General features: G+C 45.1%; 17 protein-coding genes. 15 read left to right on the top strand and 2 right to left on the bottom strand.

The features are described from left to right. Positions 1-174: 174 nt before the first annotated feature. Positions 175-963, bottom strand: coding sequence for a GNAT family N-acetyltransferase (locus tag AC58VC_RS05460; RefSeq protein ID WP_497367793.1), 789 nt, complete (start codon positions 961-963; stop codon positions 175-177). Between the two features lie 388 nt (positions 964-1,351). On the opposite strand from AC58VC_RS05460, the gene AC58VC_RS05455 reads away from it, so the two are divergent. From AC58VC_RS05455 to AC58VC_RS05440, 4 genes are all read left to right on the top strand, one after another. Then, a complete protein-coding gene (locus tag AC58VC_RS05455; RefSeq protein ID WP_497367792.1) occupies positions 1,352-2,011 on the top strand; it encodes a type 1 glutamine amidotransferase domain-containing protein in 660 nt (219 codons plus the stop codon). A gap of 18 nt (positions 2,012-2,029) precedes the next feature. Continuing rightward, the gene (locus AC58VC_RS05450) at positions 2,030-3,196 is read left to right on the top strand and encodes an iron-containing alcohol dehydrogenase (protein ID WP_497367791.1); all 1,167 of its coding nucleotides are present in this window, start codon (positions 2,030-2,032) and stop codon (positions 3,194-3,196) included. Positions 3,197-3,422: 226 nt separating this feature from the next. Beyond that, the gene (locus AC58VC_RS05445) at positions 3,423-4,259 is read left to right on the top strand and encodes a GNAT family N-acetyltransferase (protein WP_497367790.1); all 837 of its coding nucleotides are present in this window, start codon (positions 3,423-3,425) and stop codon (positions 4,257-4,259) included. A gap of 271 nt (positions 4,260-4,530) precedes the next feature. Then, positions 4,531-5,424, top strand: a complete 894-nt coding sequence (locus AC58VC_RS05440; protein ID WP_497367789.1) for a LysR family transcriptional regulator — start codon at positions 4,531-4,533, stop codon at positions 5,422-5,424. 5 nt (positions 5,425-5,429) lie between these two features. On the opposite strand, the gene AC58VC_RS05435 is transcribed toward AC58VC_RS05440, so the two are convergent. After that, entirely contained in the window at positions 5,430-6,299 is an 870-nt protein-coding gene (locus tag AC58VC_RS05435; protein ID WP_497367788.1) for a LysR family transcriptional regulator, read from the bottom strand. Positions 6,300-6,585: 286 nt separating this feature from the next. On the opposite strand from AC58VC_RS05435, the gene AC58VC_RS05430 reads away from it, so the two are divergent. The 11 genes from AC58VC_RS05430 (at position 6,586) to AC58VC_RS05380 (ending at position 20,768) form a co-directional block, all read left to right on the top strand. Further along, positions 6,586-7,623 carry an NADH:flavin oxidoreductase/NADH oxidase gene (locus tag AC58VC_RS05430; RefSeq protein WP_497367787.1) on the top strand — a complete coding sequence of 346 codons (1,038 nt, stop codon included), beginning with the start codon at positions 6,586-6,588 and terminating at the stop codon, positions 7,621-7,623. Between the two features lie 189 nt (positions 7,624-7,812). Next, a complete protein-coding gene (locus tag AC58VC_RS05425; RefSeq protein ID WP_497367786.1) occupies positions 7,813-9,243 on the top strand; it encodes a PTS mannitol transporter subunit IIBC in 1,431 nt (476 codons plus the stop codon). 65 nt (positions 9,244-9,308) lie between these two features. Further along, positions 9,309-11,351: a BglG family transcription antiterminator gene (locus AC58VC_RS05420; protein ID WP_497367785.1), complete on the top strand. Its 2,043-nt coding sequence runs from the start codon at positions 9,309-9,311 to the stop codon at positions 11,349-11,351. A 24-nt stretch (positions 11,352-11,375) separates the two neighbouring features. Continuing rightward, on the top strand, positions 11,376-11,810 hold the full coding sequence (locus AC58VC_RS05415; RefSeq protein WP_497367784.1) for a PTS mannitol transporter subunit IIA: 435 nt from the start codon (positions 11,376-11,378) through the stop codon (positions 11,808-11,810). Continuing rightward, a complete protein-coding gene (locus AC58VC_RS05410; protein ID WP_497367914.1) occupies positions 11,810-12,967 on the top strand; it encodes a mannitol-1-phosphate 5-dehydrogenase in 1,158 nt (385 codons plus the stop codon). Before AC58VC_RS05415 ends, AC58VC_RS05410 begins: the two co-directional genes overlap by 1 nt. A gap of 30 nt (positions 12,968-12,997) precedes the next feature. Beyond that, the gene (ptsP, locus tag AC58VC_RS05405) at positions 12,998-14,725 is read left to right on the top strand and encodes a phosphoenolpyruvate--protein phosphotransferase (protein ID WP_497367913.1); all 1,728 of its coding nucleotides are present in this window, start codon (positions 12,998-13,000) and stop codon (positions 14,723-14,725) included. Further along, the gene (locus tag AC58VC_RS05400) at positions 14,722-14,985 is read left to right on the top strand and encodes an HPr family phosphocarrier protein (protein WP_127449032.1); all 264 of its coding nucleotides are present in this window, start codon (positions 14,722-14,724) and stop codon (positions 14,983-14,985) included. The genes ptsP and AC58VC_RS05400 overlap by 4 nt, the downstream gene beginning before the upstream one ends. 807 nt (positions 14,986-15,792) lie before the next feature. Further along, entirely contained in the window at positions 15,793-16,926 is a 1,134-nt protein-coding gene (locus AC58VC_RS05395; RefSeq protein ID WP_497367783.1) for a glycoside hydrolase family 88 protein, read from the top strand. 155 nt (positions 16,927-17,081) lie between these two features. After that, on the top strand, positions 17,082-18,068 hold the full coding sequence (locus tag AC58VC_RS05390; protein WP_497367782.1) for an ABC transporter permease: 987 nt from the start codon (positions 17,082-17,084) through the stop codon (positions 18,066-18,068). A gap of 12 nt (positions 18,069-18,080) precedes the next feature. Further along, positions 18,081-18,956, top strand: a complete 876-nt coding sequence (locus tag AC58VC_RS05385) for a carbohydrate ABC transporter permease (RefSeq protein ID WP_497367781.1) — start codon at positions 18,081-18,083, stop codon at positions 18,954-18,956. Between the two features lie 126 nt (positions 18,957-19,082). Beyond that, a complete protein-coding gene (locus AC58VC_RS05380; RefSeq protein WP_497367780.1) occupies positions 19,083-20,768 on the top strand; it encodes an extracellular solute-binding protein in 1,686 nt (561 codons plus the stop codon). Positions 20,769-20,880 lie beyond the last annotated feature (112 nt).

The following is a 20,880-nucleotide window of genomic DNA, read 5'->3' as shown; positions in this document are numbered from 1 at the left end:
ATATTGAGGCGTTTCGACAGGTCATCTACCCCACTCCGTTGCCGAGGGGCGTAGATATGGACGATAAAATAGCAAAGGACAACCAAACAAAGAGCTTTCTCGATCGAGAGAGCTCTTTGTTTGGTTGTGGGATAATCCCGCTCCAGATCCTTAGTATCAGTAAACGCAATTCCATTACCCTATATAAAAATCGATGGTGACTTCTTCGCTGAATCCGAGTGCTCGGTACACGCTAACTCCCATCTCGCTTGACTGCAGTACGGCTTGCTTACTGCCAGCGGCTTGTCCTTCACGAATGGCATGTGCTGTCAAAGCACTTCCGATGCCTCTCCGCCGATATTGTTCAGATGTAGCTACATTGTAAATACCAATCGTTTCTCCATCTTGAAAGGCAGTAACAACTCCTGCAGGACTTCCGTCCAGGAACCCAACATAATGGCGAAATGTGGCTTGTTCACCGATTCCTAGCGCTTCGTTAACTTGCATAAATACATCGCCCGGGTCTCCTTGTAGGCCGAAAGCGGGAAGCGCAATCTCTTTGAACCATGAGAATTCCGAATGAGTTCGGATAAGCTTGATGTCGAAGCTCGGGATCGCTGGAGCATGATACGTCCAATCCGCAAGGGAAAGTGCCATACCAGGTGAGTGACCGGACTTTCTAAGTCCTTGTTCCTCTAGCACCCTTGCCAGCACAGCGGCGTCACTGTCATGCGACCAGTTCAACCAAGAGAAAGGGAGCTTCGATGACTGATAACGTTCGGCAATCAATGCGACCTCGCTCAAAGCTCCTTCGGATTGCAAGCCTTCATAGGTGATAATGCGATTGAATAGCGAATGAGAGAGATCGCTTTCGTAACGAACCACTTGCGGTGTCTTCACGTATGTCATACGAGGACAGGAGTCACTCATTTGCTTCATAATATGAATCATGTTTTGTTTAATCAATTCTGGGGTGCTTATCATGGTTTGACCTCACTTGGTAAGAGATTAACCGCCATCGATCCGTGGAGGTTTGCATGCTGAAATTGCACTTCATTATTGTAAAACGTAGAATTTCATCAAACAAATAACGAAATCTTACTAATGGTATAAGCATTTTTATTCATAGATGGTTGTCCTTTCTACACGCATGTCATTCCATCATAACCTTTTTTTATGCCTCCCCCAACATACCTGTAGTACAATCCTCAGTGCATGAGTGTTAAAGTATGTTTACCGCCAAGACAAAAGGCGAATGTAGCTGCTGTGATATAAAAAAATATAGCCGCATTCAGCTTTAAAGATGTGTAATAACCGTCTTAGAGGCAATAATATCAATCGTAAGTCAACTTAGATTAAGGGGGAAATTACAATGACAAAACGTGTTCTAGTCGTAGTTACGACTGCCGATAAAATAAATGAAATTGAACGCACAGGCTTATGGTTGTCAGAATTTGTAGAGCCGTATAATGCATTTACCAATAAAGGATATGAGGTTACCATTGCAAGCCCATTGGGTGGAAAAGTTCCTCTAGATCATAGAAGCCTGGAAGGCGCGTCTCAAGAAATGTTAGATATGGGCAAATATTTGCAAGATACCATTAAGCTCGAAAGCGTGGATGATATTCATTCTTATGATGCCATCTTCATCCCTGGTGGACATGGAACTATGTTTGATATGCCTGATAACGAGATCCTTCAGTCGATGATCCGTACGTTATATGAATCAGGCAAAGTCGTTGCTGCCGTGTGCCACGGTCCTGCAGCCCTTGTAGGGGTGAAGCTGTCGGATGGTACGCCACTAGTAGCAGGGAAAACGATCGCGACTTTTACAGATGAAGAAGAGAGAGAAACGACTTTAGATAAATACATGCCATTCTTGCTAGAAACACGTCTTCGCGAATTGGGAGCTAATATCGTATTGGCACCGAACTGGACAGATAATGTTCAAGTAGATGGGAATCTCATTACGAGTCAAAATCCACAATCGGCGGAAAGTGCCGCACAAGCCGTTATTCGTCAACTAAACTAATTAGGGGGTACAACGAATATGGAAAACTTTCAGTTTCATAATCCAACTAAGATTTTATTTGGAAAAGGTCAAATAAGCAGTTTGAAAGAAGAAATCCCTGCTTATGGCAAACGTATTTTGCTATTGTTCGGTGGCGGCAGCATTAAAAAGAGTGGGCTTTACGATAAGGTTATCAGTGAATTGAAAGAAATCGACGCCTTTGTTGTTGAGCTAGGCGGTGTTGAGCCGAATCCGCGACTAACGACCGTGAAAAAAGGGATAAACTTAATAAGAGAGAATCAGCTTGACTTTATTCTTGCTGTCGGCGGCGGCAGTGTTATTGATTGTGCGAAAGCAATTGCCGCTGGCGTGCCATATGACGGTGACGTATGGGATATCGTGCACAAGAAGGAAAAAGTACTGCCTAGTTCTGTTCCGATTGGCACTGTTCTAACTTTAGCGGCAACAGGCTCCGAAATGAACGGAAATTCCGTCATAACGAATTGGGAAGAAAATGCGAAAGAATCGTTCAATTCCATTCACGTTTATCCAAGATTCAGTATTCTAGATCCAGAGCTTACCTTCTCTGTACCTCGGGATCAAACGGTATACGGCATTGTTGATATTATGTCCCATGTCTTCGAACAGTATTTCCATGCTTCAAGCAATGCGCCTCTTCAAGAAAGAATCGGTGAAGCGATTCTGCACACCGTCATCGAAACGGCACCAAAGCTCGTAAACGATTTGAACAATTACGATTATCGCGAAGTTATGTTATTGAATGGAACACTCGCGTTGAACGGATTAACAGCAATGGGCGTTAAAACGGATTGGGCGACGCATTATATCGAACATGCTGTGTCGGCTGTCCATGATATCCCGCATGGCGGAGGGCTCGCGATTCTCTTCCCGCGCTGGATGGAACATGTCGCAACCGTGCGTCCCGAGAAAGTGGCACAGTTGGGGGTTCGTGTATTCGATCTGGACCCTACAGGGAAAACGGATGCCCAATTGGCAGCTGAAGCGATCGAGTCGCTCGTGAAATTTTGGACATCTATCGGAGCGCCTACTAAGCTCTCAGACTACGGAATCGATGATAAAGAAATTGAACTGATGACGGAAAGGGCGATGATCGCCAATAAAATCGGTAAATATGTGCCACTTTCCAACGATGACGTCAGGAAAATTTTGAGAAATTCTTTGTAATACACGCATCCTATAAATTGGTAGATTAAAATGGGGCTGTCTCAATGGATCATTCATGCCATAGAGATTGTCCTATTTTTCTTGGAATGATTCCTCGTTATCCTTTTGAAAATAAGTCTTTAAGCATAAATATTTTTATAAGTAATCAATAGATATATGATTTGTTCTATGAATTCAATTTAACATAAAATACTACTTAGTTATGAAAATGAAAAAGGAGATTCCGATGAAAAATACCATTGATCATACAGTAAGTACTCTTATTGAGATCGTTGAACGCGAAGCCTGGTTGGATCTAGTTGTTGCTGCTCCGGAGGATTATGTTAAAAGCTCAAAGGTTTCATATACTCGCTTGGGTGCGATCGTTGGAATTGCAGATTTAGGGGTACCTATCACGGAATTCAACCGCCTTCTTGGCTTGGGGATTGAGAAACCTGTTAATGAGGCTGAGTTGGATCAGGCAATCTCATGGATGAATGAACATGCAGCTCCATCTTTTGCTTTGCAAGTTGCTCCTACATCTCTTCCTGAAACCAAACTTAATGAGTGGATTAACACAAGAGGCTTTAAAAACGTTGGAAATGGCTGGGCGAAATTTTATAGAGATTCTATGCCTGTGGAGGATCATGTTACTCCTACTACGCTTGATGTACGACTTGTTGAGACACATGATGCTGAAGAATTTGGTAGAGTTGCGCAAGCTGGATTTGGTCTGCCGCTAACTATGATCCCTTTCTTATCGGCAATTGTTGGCCGACCCAATTGGAAAGCATATATCGCGTATGATGGAGATATTCCTGTTGCTTCCGGGGCTATGTTTATCGATAACAACTGGGCTTGGCTCGGCATCGATGCAACGTTACCCGACTATCGTGGCCGAGGGGCACAAAATGCGCTAATCAAACAGCGGTTGTCAGACGGGATAGCTGCTGGAGTCATTGGCTATACAGCTGAAACCGGACAGCCTCCTGAAGGTCAGGAAAGCACGAATAAGTCTTACAGTAACTATCACCGTGCAGGTTTTACTCGAGCCTATGTTCGTCAGAATTATAAACAACTTTAAAAAAATCATTTAGCCGAACTTACATGAAGCTTACATGTAAGTTCTTTTTTTTTACTTACTCTCCTCCGTAAGCTTGCTTCCGTCATAACGTTTAGTTATGCCGATTCTAACATAATGGTAGTACAAAACTCGAATTCGCAGTGTTACTCTAGGGCAACAGGGATAACAATAATTAACCCGTGTATAAATAATTTTATTTATGTCTCTTTATTTCTTAATTTGTTGTGTGTGTGAGAAAATCTTACAATGATAAAAAAAGGAAGGAGTGGCTATGGTAGACTTTGAATGGTACAGAAGCTTTATTGCCATTTTTAAGCACAATTCAGTTTCGGAGGCTGCTAAGACACGGATTATGACCCAGCCCGCGATGAGTCAGCACCTTGCTTGCCTTGAATCTGAAGTAGGTGAACCGCTGTTCATTCGAACTTCACGGAAAATGGTACCAACCGAACGAGGAAAGCAGCTGTATTCGCATCTAGCACCTCTAATTGAGTCGTTAGAGGAAAAGACGATGGGCTTAAAATTACATTTATCACCAACAATGAATACGATCAAAATTGGTGCAGCACCGGAATTGTTCAACGAGAACATATTGCCTCTTTTGTCGGGATTGGAATTGAATACGACAACGTACTTTGGAGATGCGGAACAATCGCTCGAGCTTCTGAAAGAGGATCGTGTAGATATTATTTTAACCAATCAGAAATTATTGACGCCAGGTATCGAATATGTACGGCTTATGGTTGAGAGTTTTGTCATCGTTGCACCAATTGAAACGGACGTACCGGATTTCCCGCTTTTGAAGGATAGGGAGGGTTGGCTTTCTGAGCAGAGGTGGATAAGCTACGGCCTTGAACTTCCGATTATTAGAAGGTTCTGGAAAGAGTTTTTCAAATCGGGACCCCTAATTAATCCAGCTCATGTTATCCCTAGTTTGGATTTAATTCTCAAAGCAATTGAGGAAGGGGCAGGGATGAGTATGCTCCCAACCCATATCCTTAAGCAACAGAACGTTACAAAGCCTAGATGGAAAATAGTTTTCGAAGATATGATGGTTCATAACGAAATACGAATTGGGTTTAAGTGCAAGCATAAGCACGTACTTGTCATCAATGAATTTATTAAGAATTTGTGTGAGCAAAATGAAGAGCGAACCGAGATTTAATAGGTTCATAGGCTAGAATTCGGATTAAATAAAGTTAACAACTGTTTACTTGTTGATTCTTCGCGAGTAATAACTGAGATTTGACGGGTTAATCCAAAATCAGTAATGGGAATTGCTTTAATCGTAGCTTTGGCTTGGATAATGAAAATTTCAGGCAAAATGGTGATGCCGAGGTTGGCGTGAACAAAACCAAGGATGCTCTGTCCCAGCTCAATTTCTAACGCAATATGTAACGTTTCATCTCTAGTTGAAAACTCCTTCTCAACCAACATCCTAACATCACATCCCTCGGGCAACATGACAAAGAGGTCTTCCTTTATCTCATCAAATGTTACTTTTTCTTTGTTTCCGTATACGGGATGATTGAGATTAGCAAATAAGAAGAATTTTTCCTTAAAGACAGGTGTCGTGTGAAAGTTATGCTGTACGTCTCTATCATCAAATAAGGCGGCATCTATGGTGCCGTTTTCTATATTTTTTAGCAAGTCAAAAAAACTGTAAAAGACCCTGATTTTGAACGCCCTTTTGGCCTGTTGATTAGCTGCCATACGGTCAGGTAAAAAAATAGTCGCTATGCTTGGCCAAGATCCAATCATAAGTTCATCTTTGCCCTCATCTTGACTTAACGTAATCTCTTTTCTCATCTCATTCAGATCATTCATAATTTTCTTGCTTCGTTCAAGTAAAATCAGGCCAGGTTGCGTAAGAGTCACGCCGGTGGATGAGCGCATCAATAATTGTGTTCCGAGTTCATCCTCCAAATTACGAATTTGTTTGCTTAAGGCGGGCTGACTAATATGCAAGATTTCACTAGCTTTCGTTAAACTTTTCGTTTCAGCCGTCTGCCGGAAGGCTTCTAACCATTCGATTTTCACGTCCATCCCCCATAACCTTTTGTTATTCCTCACCTAACTTATCGGTAGTTCGATTCGCAGCTCTGTGATGTTACAGTATGGATACAGCCAACACAACGCATTGCTAAGATGATCTTTTGCATTTTGCGAACAAATTATTTACGCAAGCGAAGGTAATTTTATGGCTGCTGTTTTAGAAAGCCGAGAAATATACCGTTTAAATAAACTCTCTATCTAACATTCTATATATATGGGATATTGCAATGTCTGATGGTAATGCTACTAGTAACGAGGAGGAAGAAAAAAAATGAATCATTTATTTACACCATATAAGTTAAAAGGTCTTGAACTCAAAAACCGCGTCGTTATGCCGCCGATGTGCCAATATGCAGTCAGGAATAATGACGGAATCGTAAACGATTGGCATTATAATCACTATCTTAGCCGCGCAATTGGTGGTGCAGGACTTATTATCATTGAGATGACCGATATTGAGCCGGATGGCCGGATTACCGATTTTGACCTTGGGTTATGGTCGGACGAGCATATCGCGCCTTTGAAGCGAATTGTGGATGCTGTCCACCAATACGGGGCTAAAGTAGGTATTCAGATTGCTCATGCTGGACGTAAAGCGGAACACGCTGAGACTCCGGTTGCGCCTTCCGCCATTCCATTCGATGAGACCGAGACGTACAAAACCCCGCGCGCGCTGACAACGGACGAAATTAAGCAATTGGTAGAAAAATATCGTTTGGCTGCTGAACGTGCTATCAAAGCTGGCGTAGATACGATTGAAATTCACGGAGCTCATGGCTATTTGATTCATCAGTTCCAGTCTGCGTATACAAACAAACGCACGGATGAATACGGCAAGGATCTGCCATTGTTCGGCCAGCAAGTGATTCGGGCCGTCAAAAGTGTGATGCCTGAAGACATGCCACTTTTCATGCGTGTTTCGGCAAGAGAATATGTGGATGGCGGATATGGTCTTGAGGAAAGTATTGCCTTTTCCAAAGTATACAAGGAAGCGGGAGTAGACCTGTTTCATATCAGCTCGGGCGGGGAAGGGCCAATTCTTGCTCATGGAAGACCCGGCACCCACGTGGCGTATCAGGTTCCAATGGCAAGAGAAATTAAAAATGCGCTCAACGTACCTGTTATAGCTGTAGGACGACTAGATGATCCAGCCTTAGCAAATGCCGTGATCGGCAACGAAGAAGCGGATCTCGTGGCTGTGGGCCGCGGGATGTTAAGAAATCCTTATTGGACACTGGAAGCAGCCAAGAAACTTGGGAAAGAAATTGAGTTTCCTGGTGTATATGGCATGGGATTTGGACTTAAGTAAATACATCATTTTGATGAGGCAGCTGGTAATCAACCAGCTGTCTTTTGCACGCTAACGGGAGGTTCTACAGCGGTAGGTTTAAATCATGTCAACATCATTCATGACGAAAAGGGATTTTGATTTGATTGATCGTGAAAGCGTTTTTGCATTACGATAAGAACATGAAACAGACAAAGGGAGGTTATTCTAATGAGTGAGATTGCTGCACAAAAGCAAGCATCGTCCGGTGGATTCCGGGTGAAAGTGCAAAGTTTCGGTCGTTTCTTAAGCGGCATGGTGATGCCTAATATTGGGGCGTTTATCGCTTGGGGATTGATTACGGCATTATTTATTCCGACAGGCTGGATTCCAAATGAATATTTGGCTAAGCTTGTAGGTCCAATGATAACATATCTGCTTCCGCTCTTGATTGGGTATACGGGAGGTACGATGATTCATGGTACACGGGGTGGTGTCATCGGGGCAGTAACCACGATGGGGGTCGTCATTGGAACCGATATTCCGATGTTTATGGGGGCAATGATTGTAGGTCCCTTCGCCGCGTGGGTGCTCAAGCAGTTCGATAAATTGATTGAGGGTAAAATTAAATCCGGTTTCGAAATGCTGGTTAACAATTTCTCTTCAGGGATCATAGGTGCCATTTTAGCGGTTCTGGCCTATACAGTTGTCGGTCCTGCCGTACAGGTAGTGAGCAAAGCACTTGCTTCCGGAGTTCAAGCGCTAGTCAACGCAGGCTTGCTTCCGCTGGCGAATGTTCTCATCGAACCAGGTAAGGTGCTGTTCTTGAACAATGCGATTAACCACGGTGTTCTGAGCCCAATCGCGCTTGATCAAGCATCCAAAACAGGGAAGTCCATCTTATTCATGTTAGAGTCTAATCCTGGTCCAGGACTTGGTATTCTACTAGCTTATTGGATTGTTGGTCGCGGTGCCGCTAAGCTCTCGGCTCCAGGTTCAGCTATTATCCACTTTTTCGGTGGTATCCATGAAATCTATTTCCCATATATCCTAATGAATCCACGCCTTATTCTAGCAGTGATCGCAGGTGGTGTGACAGGTACGTTCACGTTCTCCCTTTTCAATGCAGGTCTGGTTGCTCCTCCTTCACCGGGAAGTATTTTTGCTTACATCGCTATGGCTCCAAAAGGCGGTATGCTGCCGATTTTCAGCGGGGTAATCACCTCTACGATCGTCTCTTTCGGGGTAGGTGCTCTGCTGCTAAAAACAACGAAGCAAACGGAAAGTGAAGATTTGGAACAGGCTACAGCAAGAATGAAAGAAATGAAGCAAGCCCCTGCTGCAGCGGCGGCAGAACGCTTGGATGTTCCTGTAACGAAGCCTGTAAACCATGTACAGAAAATCGTTTTCTCCTGCGATGCCGGGATGGGATCAAGCGCAATGGGAGCTTCTATTTTAAGAAAAAAAATGAAAGAAGCCGCCATTCATATTACTGTGGTCAATACCGCAATTAATGATATCCCATCCGATGCTGATATCGTGATTACGCACAAATCCTTAACGGATCGTGCACGAAATAAAGCACCGCAGGCTGAACATATTTCCATTGAGAATTTCATGAAAAGCCCGGAATATGATGAGCTTGTGAAACGATTGGGCTAAATATAGGTATCTAACGCTGGCATCTTGCCGGCGTTATCTCCATTTTGTTCGTGAGGAGAATAATCATGAGCCTCTCAAACAGGCATCGGCAAATCCTTGAGCTGTTAATGAATCAGAGGGATGACATTACAGCGGGAGAGATTGCTGCTGAGATCAATGTAAGTACTCGAACGGTTCATAGAGAATTGTCTGAGTTAGAGACTATTTTAGAAACTTACGGTATAAGGCTGCGCAAGAAATCGGGAAAAGGCATTCAACTCCTAGCAGAACCGCAGAAACTAGAGATTCTAAGGAGTCTGTTAGATGGCAGGGTGGATGTGGAGTATTCAGCGGAAGAACGCAGGATGCTGCTTCTGTGCTTACTGCTTCAGGAGGAGGAACCTGTTAAGCTTTTTACGTTGTCGCATGATTTAGCTGTAACGATTCCAACCATCACTAATGATTTGGATGAGTTAGATAACTGGGTCAGAAGGTCTAATCTCACCCTCGTTCGCAAAAGAGGCTATGGCGTTGAGTTGAGCGGCACAGAGTCTAACAAGCGCAGGATGATCTTACGACTGGCGAAGAACGGGCTTGATGAGTCTGATCTCTTCGGAAAAAGTGAGAACCAGCACTCGCCATTGGCACAAAAGCTATTGAAGCTTATTGGAAAAGAGAATTTCACAAAGGTGGAAGAAGCGCTTTGGCTAGCTGAGGATGAAGGCTTAAGCGAAATATCGGAGGAGGAGTATACCAATTTACTGATTTCCCTCTCCATTACGATTGCCAGAGTTGAGCTCGGCAGACAGATCGAGGTAAATAGTGATCATCACTCGATTCTTCCAAGCAAATTGCTTACCCATACGATTGATCACCTGACCAAAGTGATCCCAATTCAGTTAACAGCAGCGGAAATAGCGTATATTGCTGAGCTGCTGGAGCCAACGGCTGCGCCACATGCCAATTTGCTGCTTCCGATTGACGAGTTAAGTTACATGGAAATGGTATGGAAGCTGGTCCGCAGGATGGAGAGAAGTCTAGGAGTTCCGTTCAGCGACGATCGTTCCTTGAAAGAAGGACTGCTGAGTCATCTAGAGTCCGCCATTAAGCGGCTATTGGCAGGAGCCACAATACGCAATCCGCTTTTGACACAAATTAAGAAAGATTATGAAGTTCTGTTCGAAGCCATTCGGGAAGCTGTCGATATGACCATCAGTGAAATTGCTATACCGGACGAAGAAATCGGGTTCCTGGTCATGCATTTCGGTGCTTCGATCGAGAGGCAGAAACAGTTTAAGCGAAATGTGAGAGCCATTCTGGTCTGCACAAGTGGGATAGGAACCTCCAAAATGCTGGCTGTACGCCTAACGAAGGAGCTCCCGCAAATCAATATTATTGGCAATGCTTCCTGGTTTGAAGCTGCACGTATTCCTGAGAAGGACTACGATTTGATTATATCAACGGTAGACCTTCCGCTCCCTTCAGACCAATACATGAAGCTCAGTCCGTTATTGACGAAAGATGAGGCAGAGCGTTTAAGGCTTTTTATTCAAAATGTGACTTTGCAAAAAGAGTCTGTTGAACCTATCCCTGTGCAGCATGAGGCAGGTGGATCTAGAGACCGATTGCATCGTATCCAGTACTATATTAATGAAATTGTAAGCATCATTGATCAGTTTATGGTTTATCAAATTGAGCAAAGTTATGAAAACTTGAAAGACACCTTGCATGAGATATGCAGTTATGTCAGTAGAACTGGTGTCATTGATGATGTCAAACCAATCGTTGACCTACTGTTTGCGAGGGAAAAGTTAAGCAGCCAGGTAATACCTGACACGGGTCTTGCGCTTTTTCATATTCGAAGTGAACAGGTTAAAAAACCTTCCTTCACCTTGTTTCGATTAACGAATGACTTGCCGTTAGAAAACGGGAAAAAATCTGGTGTCAGGCAATTGCTGCTAATGCTCGGTCCGCAGGAGCTTTCGAAGGAGAGTTTGGAAGTGCTTAGTGAAATAAGCTCTTTCCTGCTCATCCCAGAAATGATCGAACTGCTCAAATTTGGCAGCCAATCAGAGATTAAGCACTTTTTATCCCAAGAGTTAGCTGCTTTTCTAGAGAATAAAAAATAAATCGGATATGGGGAGAGATCTACGATGAGTATCTTATCAACCAATAAAGTAAAGCTGAATGCTAAACCCAAAGATAAATTCGAGGCCATTCGAATGGCGGGCCAATTGCTAGTAGATGCAGGTCATGCTTCAGCAGGTTATATCGATAAAATGATCGAGAGAGAGCAAACGTTATCTACTTTCATGGGCAATGGTTTGGCGATTCCACACGGCACACAGGACTCCAAATCATTGATACTCTCAACGGGACTATCCATTGTTCAAATTCCAGAGGGTGTGGACTTCGGAGATGGAGAGACGGCCAACTTGGTGATTGGGATTGCTGCCGCGGGGAATGAGCATCTGGACATTTTGACCAATGTCGCGATGATCTGCTCGGAGGATGAGAACATCGAGCAGATTATGCAAGCTTCCACACCTGAAGAGATGGTGAAGATTTTCGAAAGCGGGATGGAATGATGAAGGCTGTACATTTTGGAGCTGGTAACATTGGAAGAGGCTTCATTGGTTTGCTTTTGTCACAAGCCGGATATGAAGTTATCTTCTCAGATGTTAATGATACCTTAGTCGATTTGCTGCAGGAAAGAAAATCATACACGGTGCGTTTGGCGAATGAAGCGCAGGAGACCTTCACGGTTACAGGTGTTACAGCCATTAACGGCAAGAATTTAGAAGCAGTGGCTGAAATTGTGGCAGAGGCCGATCTAGTGACAACAGCGGTAGGGGTCAATATCTTGAAGCATATCGCGGGCGGAATTGCCAAAGGGATCGAGCTAAGGATCGCGAGGGGAGCCGCACCGCTGCACATCATCGCGTGTGAGAATGCGATTGGCGGAAGCTCGCAGCTCAAAGAACATGTCTATGCTTTGTTAAGTGAAGAGCAACGTACGAAAGCAGATGCTGCCGTTGCATTTCCCGATGCTGCTGTGGATCGAATTGTTCCTATTCAGCATAATGAGGACCCGCTTCAAGTAACTGTGGAGCCTTTCTACGAATGGGTTGTTGATGAATCGCAAATGCTGGAGGGCTTCTCGCGTATTGCCGGCGTTCATTATGTCAAGACGTTAGAGCCTTACATTGAGCGTAAGCTGTTTACCGTTAATACAGGACATTGCAGCGCTGCCTATCTTGGATATCTTCAAGGCTACGCGACAATTCAAGAGACGATGGCTAATCCGCAAATTGCCTCATTAGTAAGGCATGTTATGCATGAGACGGGTTCTATACTGATTAAGAAACATGATTTCGAACTTGCACAGCATGAGGTCTATATAGATAAAATAGTGCAAAGATTCACGAACCCTTACTTGATTGATGATGTAGCACGTGTAGGAAGATCGCCGATTCGTAAGTTATCGGTTAATGACCGGCTGGTCAGACCCGCGTTGCAAGGGTATGATTTAGGGATGACCCCTACTTATCTGGCTATGGTCATGGCTGCTGCCTTCTTATTTCAAGATTCTGCAGATCCCGAAGTTGTCCAAATTCAAGCTAGTTTGCAAGAGATTGGGCTTGCTCAAACGATTACCAAGTATACGACCATTGGTGAAGAGCATCCCATTCATCAGCTAATTCTAACGCATTACGAACAATTCAAACAAACCGTTGTTTCTTAAAGAAAGGGGAGTTTCCTCATGGCGAATAGGATGACCAAACGTCTTACTGGCATAGCTGCTTCCCCCGGCATTGCGCTGGCCAAAGCTTTTCGTTTGAACAAGGAGCATTACGAGCCCGTGGCTGAGGAAGTGGCCGACAAGGATCAGGAGATCCTTCGTTTTAGCAAAGCTGTGGAAGAAACCAAACAAGAACTGGAAGAGATTAAAGATTTGACTGAGCAGCGAATGGGTGCGGCCAAAGCGGAAATCTTCGAAGCGCATTTGATGCTGCTTGAAGATCCTGATTATATAGATGCCATCATAGAAAGTATACAAGATGAAAGCATGAATGCTGAATTCAAGCTACATGAAGTTGCAAGCAGCTTTATTGAAGTGCTCAGCGCGATGGATAATGAGCTGCTTCGGGAGCGCGCGGCAGATGTTCGTGACGTCACAGGACGTATTATGAGTAAGCTTCGCGGTGTATCTTATGCAGCGATTTCGGCTATTAATGAGCCGTGCATTCTGATCGCAGATGATTTGACACCTTCGGATACTGCGCAATTAAATCTTGACTATGTGCTTGGCTTTGTGACTGAGGTTGGGAGTCGTACTTCCCATTCCGCAATCATGGCTCGTTCCCTGGAGGTGCCAGCCGTTGTTGGTGCTGGTGAAGGAGCACAAGAGATCGTAACAGGTACGCTGCTTATCTTAGATGCGGTTGAGGGTGTTGTTCTCGTCGCGCCAAGTGATCAGGAAGTTGAGACGTATCAAACACGCAAAGACTCCTATGACGAGAGAAGAGCGCAGATGCGCAAGCTCATCAATGAGCCGACTCTTTCTTCGGATGGGCATCGTGTAGAGCTAGCTGCCAACATTGGCAGTGTGGAAGATCTGCAAAAAGTTCTTGCCAATGGAGCGGAAGGGATCGGATTATTCCGAACCGAATTCCTCTATATGGGGCGCAGCGCGCTGCCCAGTGAAGAAGAGCAGTTTCAGATATATAAACATGTGTTGGAGCGAATGAATAACAAACCTGTCGTCATACGCACGCTTGATATTGGCGGGGACAAAGAACTGCCTTATATGAAGCTTCCGATAGAAAGCAATCCATTTCTTGGTTTACGTGCGGTACGTTTATGTTTAAGCCAAAAAGACCTATTTCGTACGCAGCTAAGAGCTCTTCTGAGAGCAAGCAGTTATGGGCAGTTAAAAATCATGTTCCCTATGATTGCTGTCCTGGATGAACTGCTTGCCGCCAAACAATTGCTGCAGGAAGAGAAAGAGAAGCTTATTCAAGAAGGAATCCCAGTGTCGGGGAACATTGAAGTTGGGATTATGATAGAAGTGCCTGCTGCAGCAATAGCAGCTGATTTCTTGGCGAAAGAGGCAGATTTCTTCAGCATTGGAACCAATGATCTCATTCAATATACAATGGCTGCGGATCGGATGAATGAAAATGTTTCTTACCTCTATCAACCTTGTCATCCATCGATTCTTCGCTTAATCCAGATGGTCATCCAAGCTGCGAGCAAGGAAGGCAAATGGGTGGGCATGTGTGGAGAAATGGCTGGAGATGAGCACGCGATTCCGATTCTACTCGGCATGGGGCTTCATGAATTCAGCATGAGTGCCAGCTCGATTTTACCTGCCAGAGCTTTAATTAAAAAGACCTCTCACAAAGAATGGGCCGGCTATACACAGCAAATTCTGGCGATGGGCAGAGAGGCCCAAATCAAACAGTTTGTAGAACAGAAGACAAGGAGTGAGTTAACATGATATCTCAAACTTTTACGGTTTTGAATCCATCTGGCTTTCATGCCCGTCCGACCAAAGTATTCGTTCAAAAGGTGGGTACGTTTCCCTGCAAGGTAAGTGTCATTAAAGGGGAGAAGAAGGTCAACGGCAAAAGCTCGCTTAGTATGCTGACACTTGGCATTCAACAGAATGACGAAGTGACGTTGGAAGTGGATGGCGAGCAAGAGGAGCAAGCGATGCAAGAGCTTGGAGCTTTGCTGACGCGTATATTTGAGGAGTAGGTAGAACTCGTCTGAGCCGGAACTTCAGCCTCCGCGTTACTTGATCGTCGGTGCAAAATATAGGAACCTGAGGGCGCTATTTGTGCCCTCACGGTTCCTTTTGCAATTCTAGGGGAACTACAGGGCGTTATTTCCATGTATTGGGCGGAATATTCGCTCAATGGCATAGAAATAACGGACCGTAGTTCCCATTCTGCAGATTAATGGGCACATTTCGCAGAAATAGCGCCTTGTAGTTCCCCCTCCGAGCTAAAAACTCGGACCTGTCTTCGAGCCGGAACTTCAACCTCTGCTGAGTCCGTAAGAAAAAGTGGCTACTTGGAAGGGCTTGTCGGGTGAGCGGCTATTGGTGGGATTCGTGGTTTTTTAACTAGTTAGCGACTATAGGCAGTGTTCTTACTTTGACCGCCAGCTTAGTTGTTGTGACTTGGAGCATAAGCCGTCGGTTAACGGACGCAGATAGTTCTATTTGCTGCTTTTGGGCTAGTTTTAGTATCTAATGGACTCACGAGCCGCTATCGGCCATGAAATTACGTAGAACAGCGATAAAATCCATAAATAGAGCCTCCTCAGTCCGATAGTCCCTCAAATTCAGCCGAATTTGGCGGAATAACGTCTACTGAGTCCGTAAGAAAAAAATGGCTACTTGCGAGAATCACTTGGTTCGTTGGATTTCGTCCAACGAACCAGTCCGATAGCGCTGCCCGGCAACTCAACCCTCCACCTGTTAATCCAACAAAAACATGTATATTGAGCCAAATGCGCTGTTCTGTTTATGCTAGGAGCACAACGGATGGGAGTGAAAACATGAAGACAACAGAGCAATGGATACAAGAGGCATGGAACACGGGGATCAGCAAGGTGATGAGCACAAGCCAGCGAATCGGAGCTGCATTCCCGCACGGCTCGCACGATGGACGGTTCCAATTCATGTCGCCGCACTATTGGACGGCTGGCTTCTGGCCTGGATTGTTATGGCTTGCCTATAGAGAAGGGCAGTCTGAGGAATTACGCCAACTGGCTGAGAGCTGTGAAGAGCAGCTGGATGAGGTGCTGCACGGCTATGAGCAGCTGGATCACGATATGGGTTTCATGTGGACACTAACCTCGATCGCCAATTGGCAGTTGACTGGGAACGAGAAATCAAAACGTAGAGCATTGATGGTCGCCAGTCATCTGGCAGGCCGTTTTAACTTGCAGGGCAGCTTTATCAGGGCTTGGAATCATCCCGAACGTGTCGGATGGGTGATTATTGACTGCATGATGAACCTCCCTCTGCTGCACTGGGCATCGAACCAATCCGGTGATCCCCGGTTCAAGCACATTGCCATCGCACACGCGAAGATGGCTGTGGAACATTTTATACGCGAAGACGGCTCGGCTTATCATGTCGTATGCTTCGATCCGGAAACCGGGGAACGGACGGGAGCACTGGGCGGTCAAGGCTACGCGGAGCATTCCGCTTGGGCGCGAGGCACAGCGTGGGCCATTCATGGCTCGATTCTGAGCTACCAGCACACGGGAGATAAGGAGTTTTTGGAAGCGGCCGAGCGTGCGGCCAACTATTTCCTGACACATCTTCCTGCGGATAAGGTGCCGTATTGGGATTTCCGCTTACCTTCTTTCGAGGGGGCGCCGAGGGATTCAAGCGCAGCCGCCATTGCGGCAAGCGGGCTGCTAAATCTGGCAGCTTCTTGCCAGAGTGAGCGGGTTTCCTTTTACAAAGATCAGGCCTATGCCATTCTTCAATCGTTATCCCGGAACTACGTGGCAGGTGATTCGGAAGAGGCGATCCTAGTAGCGGGCACCGGCAATTTACCTGGTAATCAGAACATCAATAAGCCCTTAATCTATGGCGATTACTTCTATATGGAGGCCCTGTCCAAGCTGCGAGGTCATTCCTCCTTCTGGGAGCCGGATACACAATTCGCACAAAAATGATAATTTTTTACAGGTGTATGAATAGAAAAAGTGTATATTGCAGGTCAACTATCCGCACAGCAAGCGCCTGTTAACCCATCGAAATCATGTATATTGTGCGTGCGAACTAAAGCCAGGTAAGATGGGCTCAATCACAAGACGAGGAAGTGACAGCAATGAATAAGACGCTCCCACCGCCCTCGCCAGCCATCACAAGTCAGCCGAAAGCTTCTGCCAAGGCCAAACCGAACTGGTTGGTAAGGAAGTATGGAAAGCGGGTATTGAAACAGAACATTCCCTTATATATCATGTTTCTGCCTATCATAATTTTCTTTCTGGTCTTTAAGTATTATCCAATGACAGGCCTGGTGATCGCTTTTAAGAAGTACAGCTTTATTAAAGGGATATGGGGCAGCCCTTGGGCAGGACTGAGCTCGTTTAAGCTGATTTTCAGCAACGATCAAATGGTTGATATCATTTGGAATACGCTGCTTCTCAGTGGACTTTCGATTGTGATCGGTTTTCCGGTCCCCATCATTCTTGCCCTACTGCTGAATGAAGTTAGGAAAATGGCGTTCAAACGAATGGTTCAAACGTTCGTCTACCTTCCTCATTTTCTCAATTGGGTCATCGTCGGGGGCATTGTTATTACTGTGTTCTCCCAAAATACAGGCACAATTAATCATGTGATCGAGCGGATTTTTGGAACGACCATTCCGTTTTTATATAACGAATCAACATGGATAGGGATCTATATTGGATCGGGGATATGGAAGGATGCCGGCTGGGGAGCCATCATTTATTTGGCGGCGCTGACGTCCATCGATCAAAGTTTATATGAGGCGGCCAGTATAGACGGGGCTAATAAGTGGCAGCAGATGCTCCGAATTACGCTGCCGGGCATTTTGCCAACAATCATTATTATGTTGATTCTGAAAATAGGTCACCTGATGGAAGTCGGCTTCGATCAAGTGTATGTCTTGCAAAATGATGCGGTCTCCCAAGTTTCGGAAGTCATTAGTACGTTTATGTACAAAATTGGGGTTCAGCAGGCGAACTTCAGTTTAGCTACCGCGATGGGGCTGTTCGAATCTCTTGTTGGATTGGTGCTGGTCGTTCTAGCGAACCGGATCGCGCGTCATTTTGGTCAAGGTTTATGGTAGGAGGAGGAACTCATGAGCAGCACTAGCGGAGAGAAACTGTTTTATGGAGTCAACTATGTCATTTTGTTTATGATCGGTATGAGCTGCCTGCTTCCGCTCGTTCATATTTTGGCGATGTCCTTAAGCGATAAACATGCCTTGATGTCCGGCGTCGTGAGCCTCTGGCCAGTGAATTTGGACTTCAGCGGTTATGAAGCCTTGTTTAAGGAAACGCCGATTTTGAGATCGCTTGCAAACAGTTTGATTATTACAATTGTAGGTACCGTTCTTAATATTAGTTTTACAGTGCTTGCTGCGTATCCATTGTCGAAGCGCTATTTTATCGGACGTAAGGTGTATGTGTTCGCGATCATTTTTACGATGATTTTCTCGGCGGGATTAATTCCAACCTATTTGCTCCTCAAAAGCTTGGGCCTGTTGAATAACTATGGCGCCTTATGGCTGCCTGGCTTAGTGAGCGTCTGGAACCTGATGGTGTTAAGAAGCTTTTTTGAAGCGATTCCTGAGGAATTGGAAGAGGCATCGCGAATCGACGGCTGCTCCGAGTGGAGGCTGATCTTGCAAATCGTATTGCCGTTATCCATACCGGTTATAGCAGCATTATCGCTCTTTTACGGCGTTAGTCACTGGAACGCCTTCATGAACGTGTTGATTTATATCAATGATGCAAGCAAGTTAAACTTAACGGTACTCGTTCAGCAACTGATTCAGAATCAAAGTCTTATGCAGGAGATGGCGAATACGCAGCCTGAAATGGCCATGAAGCTGACGCCAGAAGGAATGAAGGCGGCAGGGGTCATTGTCATGACACTTCCGATGCTAATTGTGTATCCCTTTTTGCAAAAGTATTTTGTTAAGGGTGTCATGATCGGAGCGGTAAAAGGGTGATGTCTGTTAAATCGATTACCAAATGAAGGAGGTGATCCTGCCCTTTAAAACGTGGTAGATTTGGACAATAACGAAAAAGCGAAATAGGATAGCGGCGGTTAATTCACTAAGGGGTGACAACTGAACATGAAGACAAATAATTGGATGAAAACGGCATCAGTGACATTAGCTATGGTTGTATCGAGCGCAGCTTTACTTACAGCTTGCACGGCAGGTAAAGAAGCGGCGAATATGGCGGCTTCTACGCCTGGCAGCGGGGCAGCTGCAACAGCAAGCACGAAACCGGCTGGACCAAAACCGAAAATTACCGTTTCCATCTACGACCGGAATGCGGTTCCGGAGGGAGAAGGCACGATTACGAATAATCGCTGGACGAAGTGGATTAACGAGAATGCACCCGTTCAAGTTGAATTTATTCCCGTTCCTCGTACAGGCTCGATTGAGAAATTTAACGTTTTGTTTGCTTCTGGCGGGGCGCCTGACTTGATTATGGAGTTTTCGAATCCGTACATGAAAGATCTGGCATCCAAAGGACAGATTATTCCGCTCGAAGATGCGATTTCCAAATATTCAACGAATTACAAAAAGCTGTACCAGGAAAATCAGAACATTCAAAAGCTTACCAAATTTAATGGCAAAACATACTTCTTCGGAAGAACGATACCGTTTACGTCGAACCACTTCCTGATGATCCGCAAAGATTGGCTTGATAAGCTCAAACTTCCAATGCCTACGACGACAGAGGAATATCTGAAGGTTGCTAAAGCCTTTACTGAGCAAGATCCGGATGGAAACGGTAAAAAGGATACGCTCGGAACAACCTTCTGGGATGTCGATTATTTCTTCCAGTTAGGTCAAGCGAGCGATGAGTTGATGCCGATGTCGTCTATTACTTCGTATCATTTGTTGAACGATCAATATACGCGGACTTGGGACAGACCGAAGGCCGATCTAGCGTTCAAGAAAAGCTTATATGACGCAGGTGCCGTAGACAAGGACATTTTTGCCGACAAAACCGGTGCGAAGGCACAGCAAGACTGGGTCAACGGCAAGCTCGGTATTTGGGGGTCTGGCGGTCTAGAAGGAGCGACAATCTTCACAACGTATGAGACGTTCAAGAAAAACAATCCATCGGCTGAAGTAGCGATCCTTCCGCTTCCGAAGTCGGAATTCGGCCAGTTTTCACCAGCAACCAACCCCAACATGCAGTTTGTGGCGGGAATTAATGCGACAGCCAAGAATGTAGAAGCCGTCGTGAAATATGTAGATTGGCTGATGACACCAGACGTACAGAAGACGCTCCTGTTCGGAATGGAAGGCGTACACTACAAGGTTGGCAGCGACGGTTGTCCGAAACCGATCGATGTGGAGAAAAACAAAAAAGAGCTGAGCTGGAACGGCGACTTCCAAATGATGACCCAAACCGGCACTATGGGCAAATGCGTTGAGTACTCGAATCAGCTTGATCCGAATAAACCTCTGGACAAGGAGTATTTGAATTTGATTTCACAAGCTCGCGCAGCTTATATTACGCCTGATCGTCCAAATACAACCGAAGCTATTCTCCCGGTTAGCTTACCAGATGATATGACGGTTATTAAAAATACGCTCAAGACGACATTAACGAATACGTATACGAAAGCAATTGTAAGCGGGGCAAGCTATTCTGTTGACCAAGCCATGAAGGACGCGCAAGATACTTGGGAAAAGGGCGGCGGCAAAGGCGTCGACGAGTTCTTGAAGAAAGCTTATACGGATAACAAAAACGATGTTATTTTCACCAAAGATTACTATAAGTATTTGAACAAATAAAACGAACCAACGTGTGCATACGAAACATACATGGATTGCCCCTATTCAAAAGGCCCCTCTAGCGCAAACCAGGCGCGGAGCGGCCTTTTTGCCACGTGTGTCTATGGAGCGA

It is taken from the genome of Paenibacillus sp. J22R67 (assembly GCF_059692175.1).
Note: the sequence above shows the minus strand (reverse complement) of the source record. Positions and strands in the feature narration are given on the sequence as shown.

What these genes read in the sequence shown, in the direction of transcription:
- AC58VC_RS05380 (WP_497367780.1), top strand. Translation starts at nt 19,083, where the DNA reads ATGAAGACAAATAATTGGATGAAAACGGCATCAGTGACATTAGCTATG.
- AC58VC_RS05415 (WP_497367784.1), top strand. Translation starts at nt 11,376, where the DNA reads ATGAGTATCTTATCAACCAATAAAGTAAAGCTGAATGCTAAACCCAAA.
- AC58VC_RS05420 (WP_497367785.1), top strand. Translation starts at nt 9,309, where the DNA reads ATGAGCCTCTCAAACAGGCATCGGCAAATCCTTGAGCTGTTAATGAAT.
- AC58VC_RS05450 (WP_497367791.1), top strand. Translation starts at nt 2,030, where the DNA reads ATGGAAAACTTTCAGTTTCATAATCCAACTAAGATTTTATTTGGAAAA.
- AC58VC_RS05390 (WP_497367782.1), top strand. Translation starts at nt 17,082, where the DNA reads ATGAATAAGACGCTCCCACCGCCCTCGCCAGCCATCACAAGTCAGCCG.
- AC58VC_RS05400 (WP_127449032.1), top strand. Translation starts at nt 14,722, where the DNA reads ATGATATCTCAAACTTTTACGGTTTTGAATCCATCTGGCTTTCATGCC.
- ptsP (WP_497367913.1), top strand. Translation starts at nt 12,998, where the DNA reads ATGACCAAACGTCTTACTGGCATAGCTGCTTCCCCCGGCATTGCGCTG.
- AC58VC_RS05455 (WP_497367792.1), top strand. Translation starts at nt 1,352, where the DNA reads ATGACAAAACGTGTTCTAGTCGTAGTTACGACTGCCGATAAAATAAAT.
- AC58VC_RS05445 (WP_497367790.1), top strand. Translation starts at nt 3,423, where the DNA reads ATGAAAAATACCATTGATCATACAGTAAGTACTCTTATTGAGATCGTT.
- AC58VC_RS05460 (WP_497367793.1), bottom strand. Translation starts at nt 963, where the DNA reads ATGATAAGCACCCCAGAATTGATTAAACAAAACATGATTCATATTATG.
- AC58VC_RS05440 (WP_497367789.1), top strand. Translation starts at nt 4,531, where the DNA reads ATGGTAGACTTTGAATGGTACAGAAGCTTTATTGCCATTTTTAAGCAC.
- AC58VC_RS05430 (WP_497367787.1), top strand. Translation starts at nt 6,586, where the DNA reads ATGAATCATTTATTTACACCATATAAGTTAAAAGGTCTTGAACTCAAA.
- AC58VC_RS05410 (WP_497367914.1), top strand. Translation starts at nt 11,810, where the DNA reads ATGAAGGCTGTACATTTTGGAGCTGGTAACATTGGAAGAGGCTTCATT.
- AC58VC_RS05385 (WP_497367781.1), top strand. Translation starts at nt 18,081, where the DNA reads ATGAGCAGCACTAGCGGAGAGAAACTGTTTTATGGAGTCAACTATGTC.
- AC58VC_RS05395 (WP_497367783.1), top strand. Translation starts at nt 15,793, where the DNA reads ATGAAGACAACAGAGCAATGGATACAAGAGGCATGGAACACGGGGATC.
- AC58VC_RS05425 (WP_497367786.1), top strand. Translation starts at nt 7,813, where the DNA reads ATGAGTGAGATTGCTGCACAAAAGCAAGCATCGTCCGGTGGATTCCGG.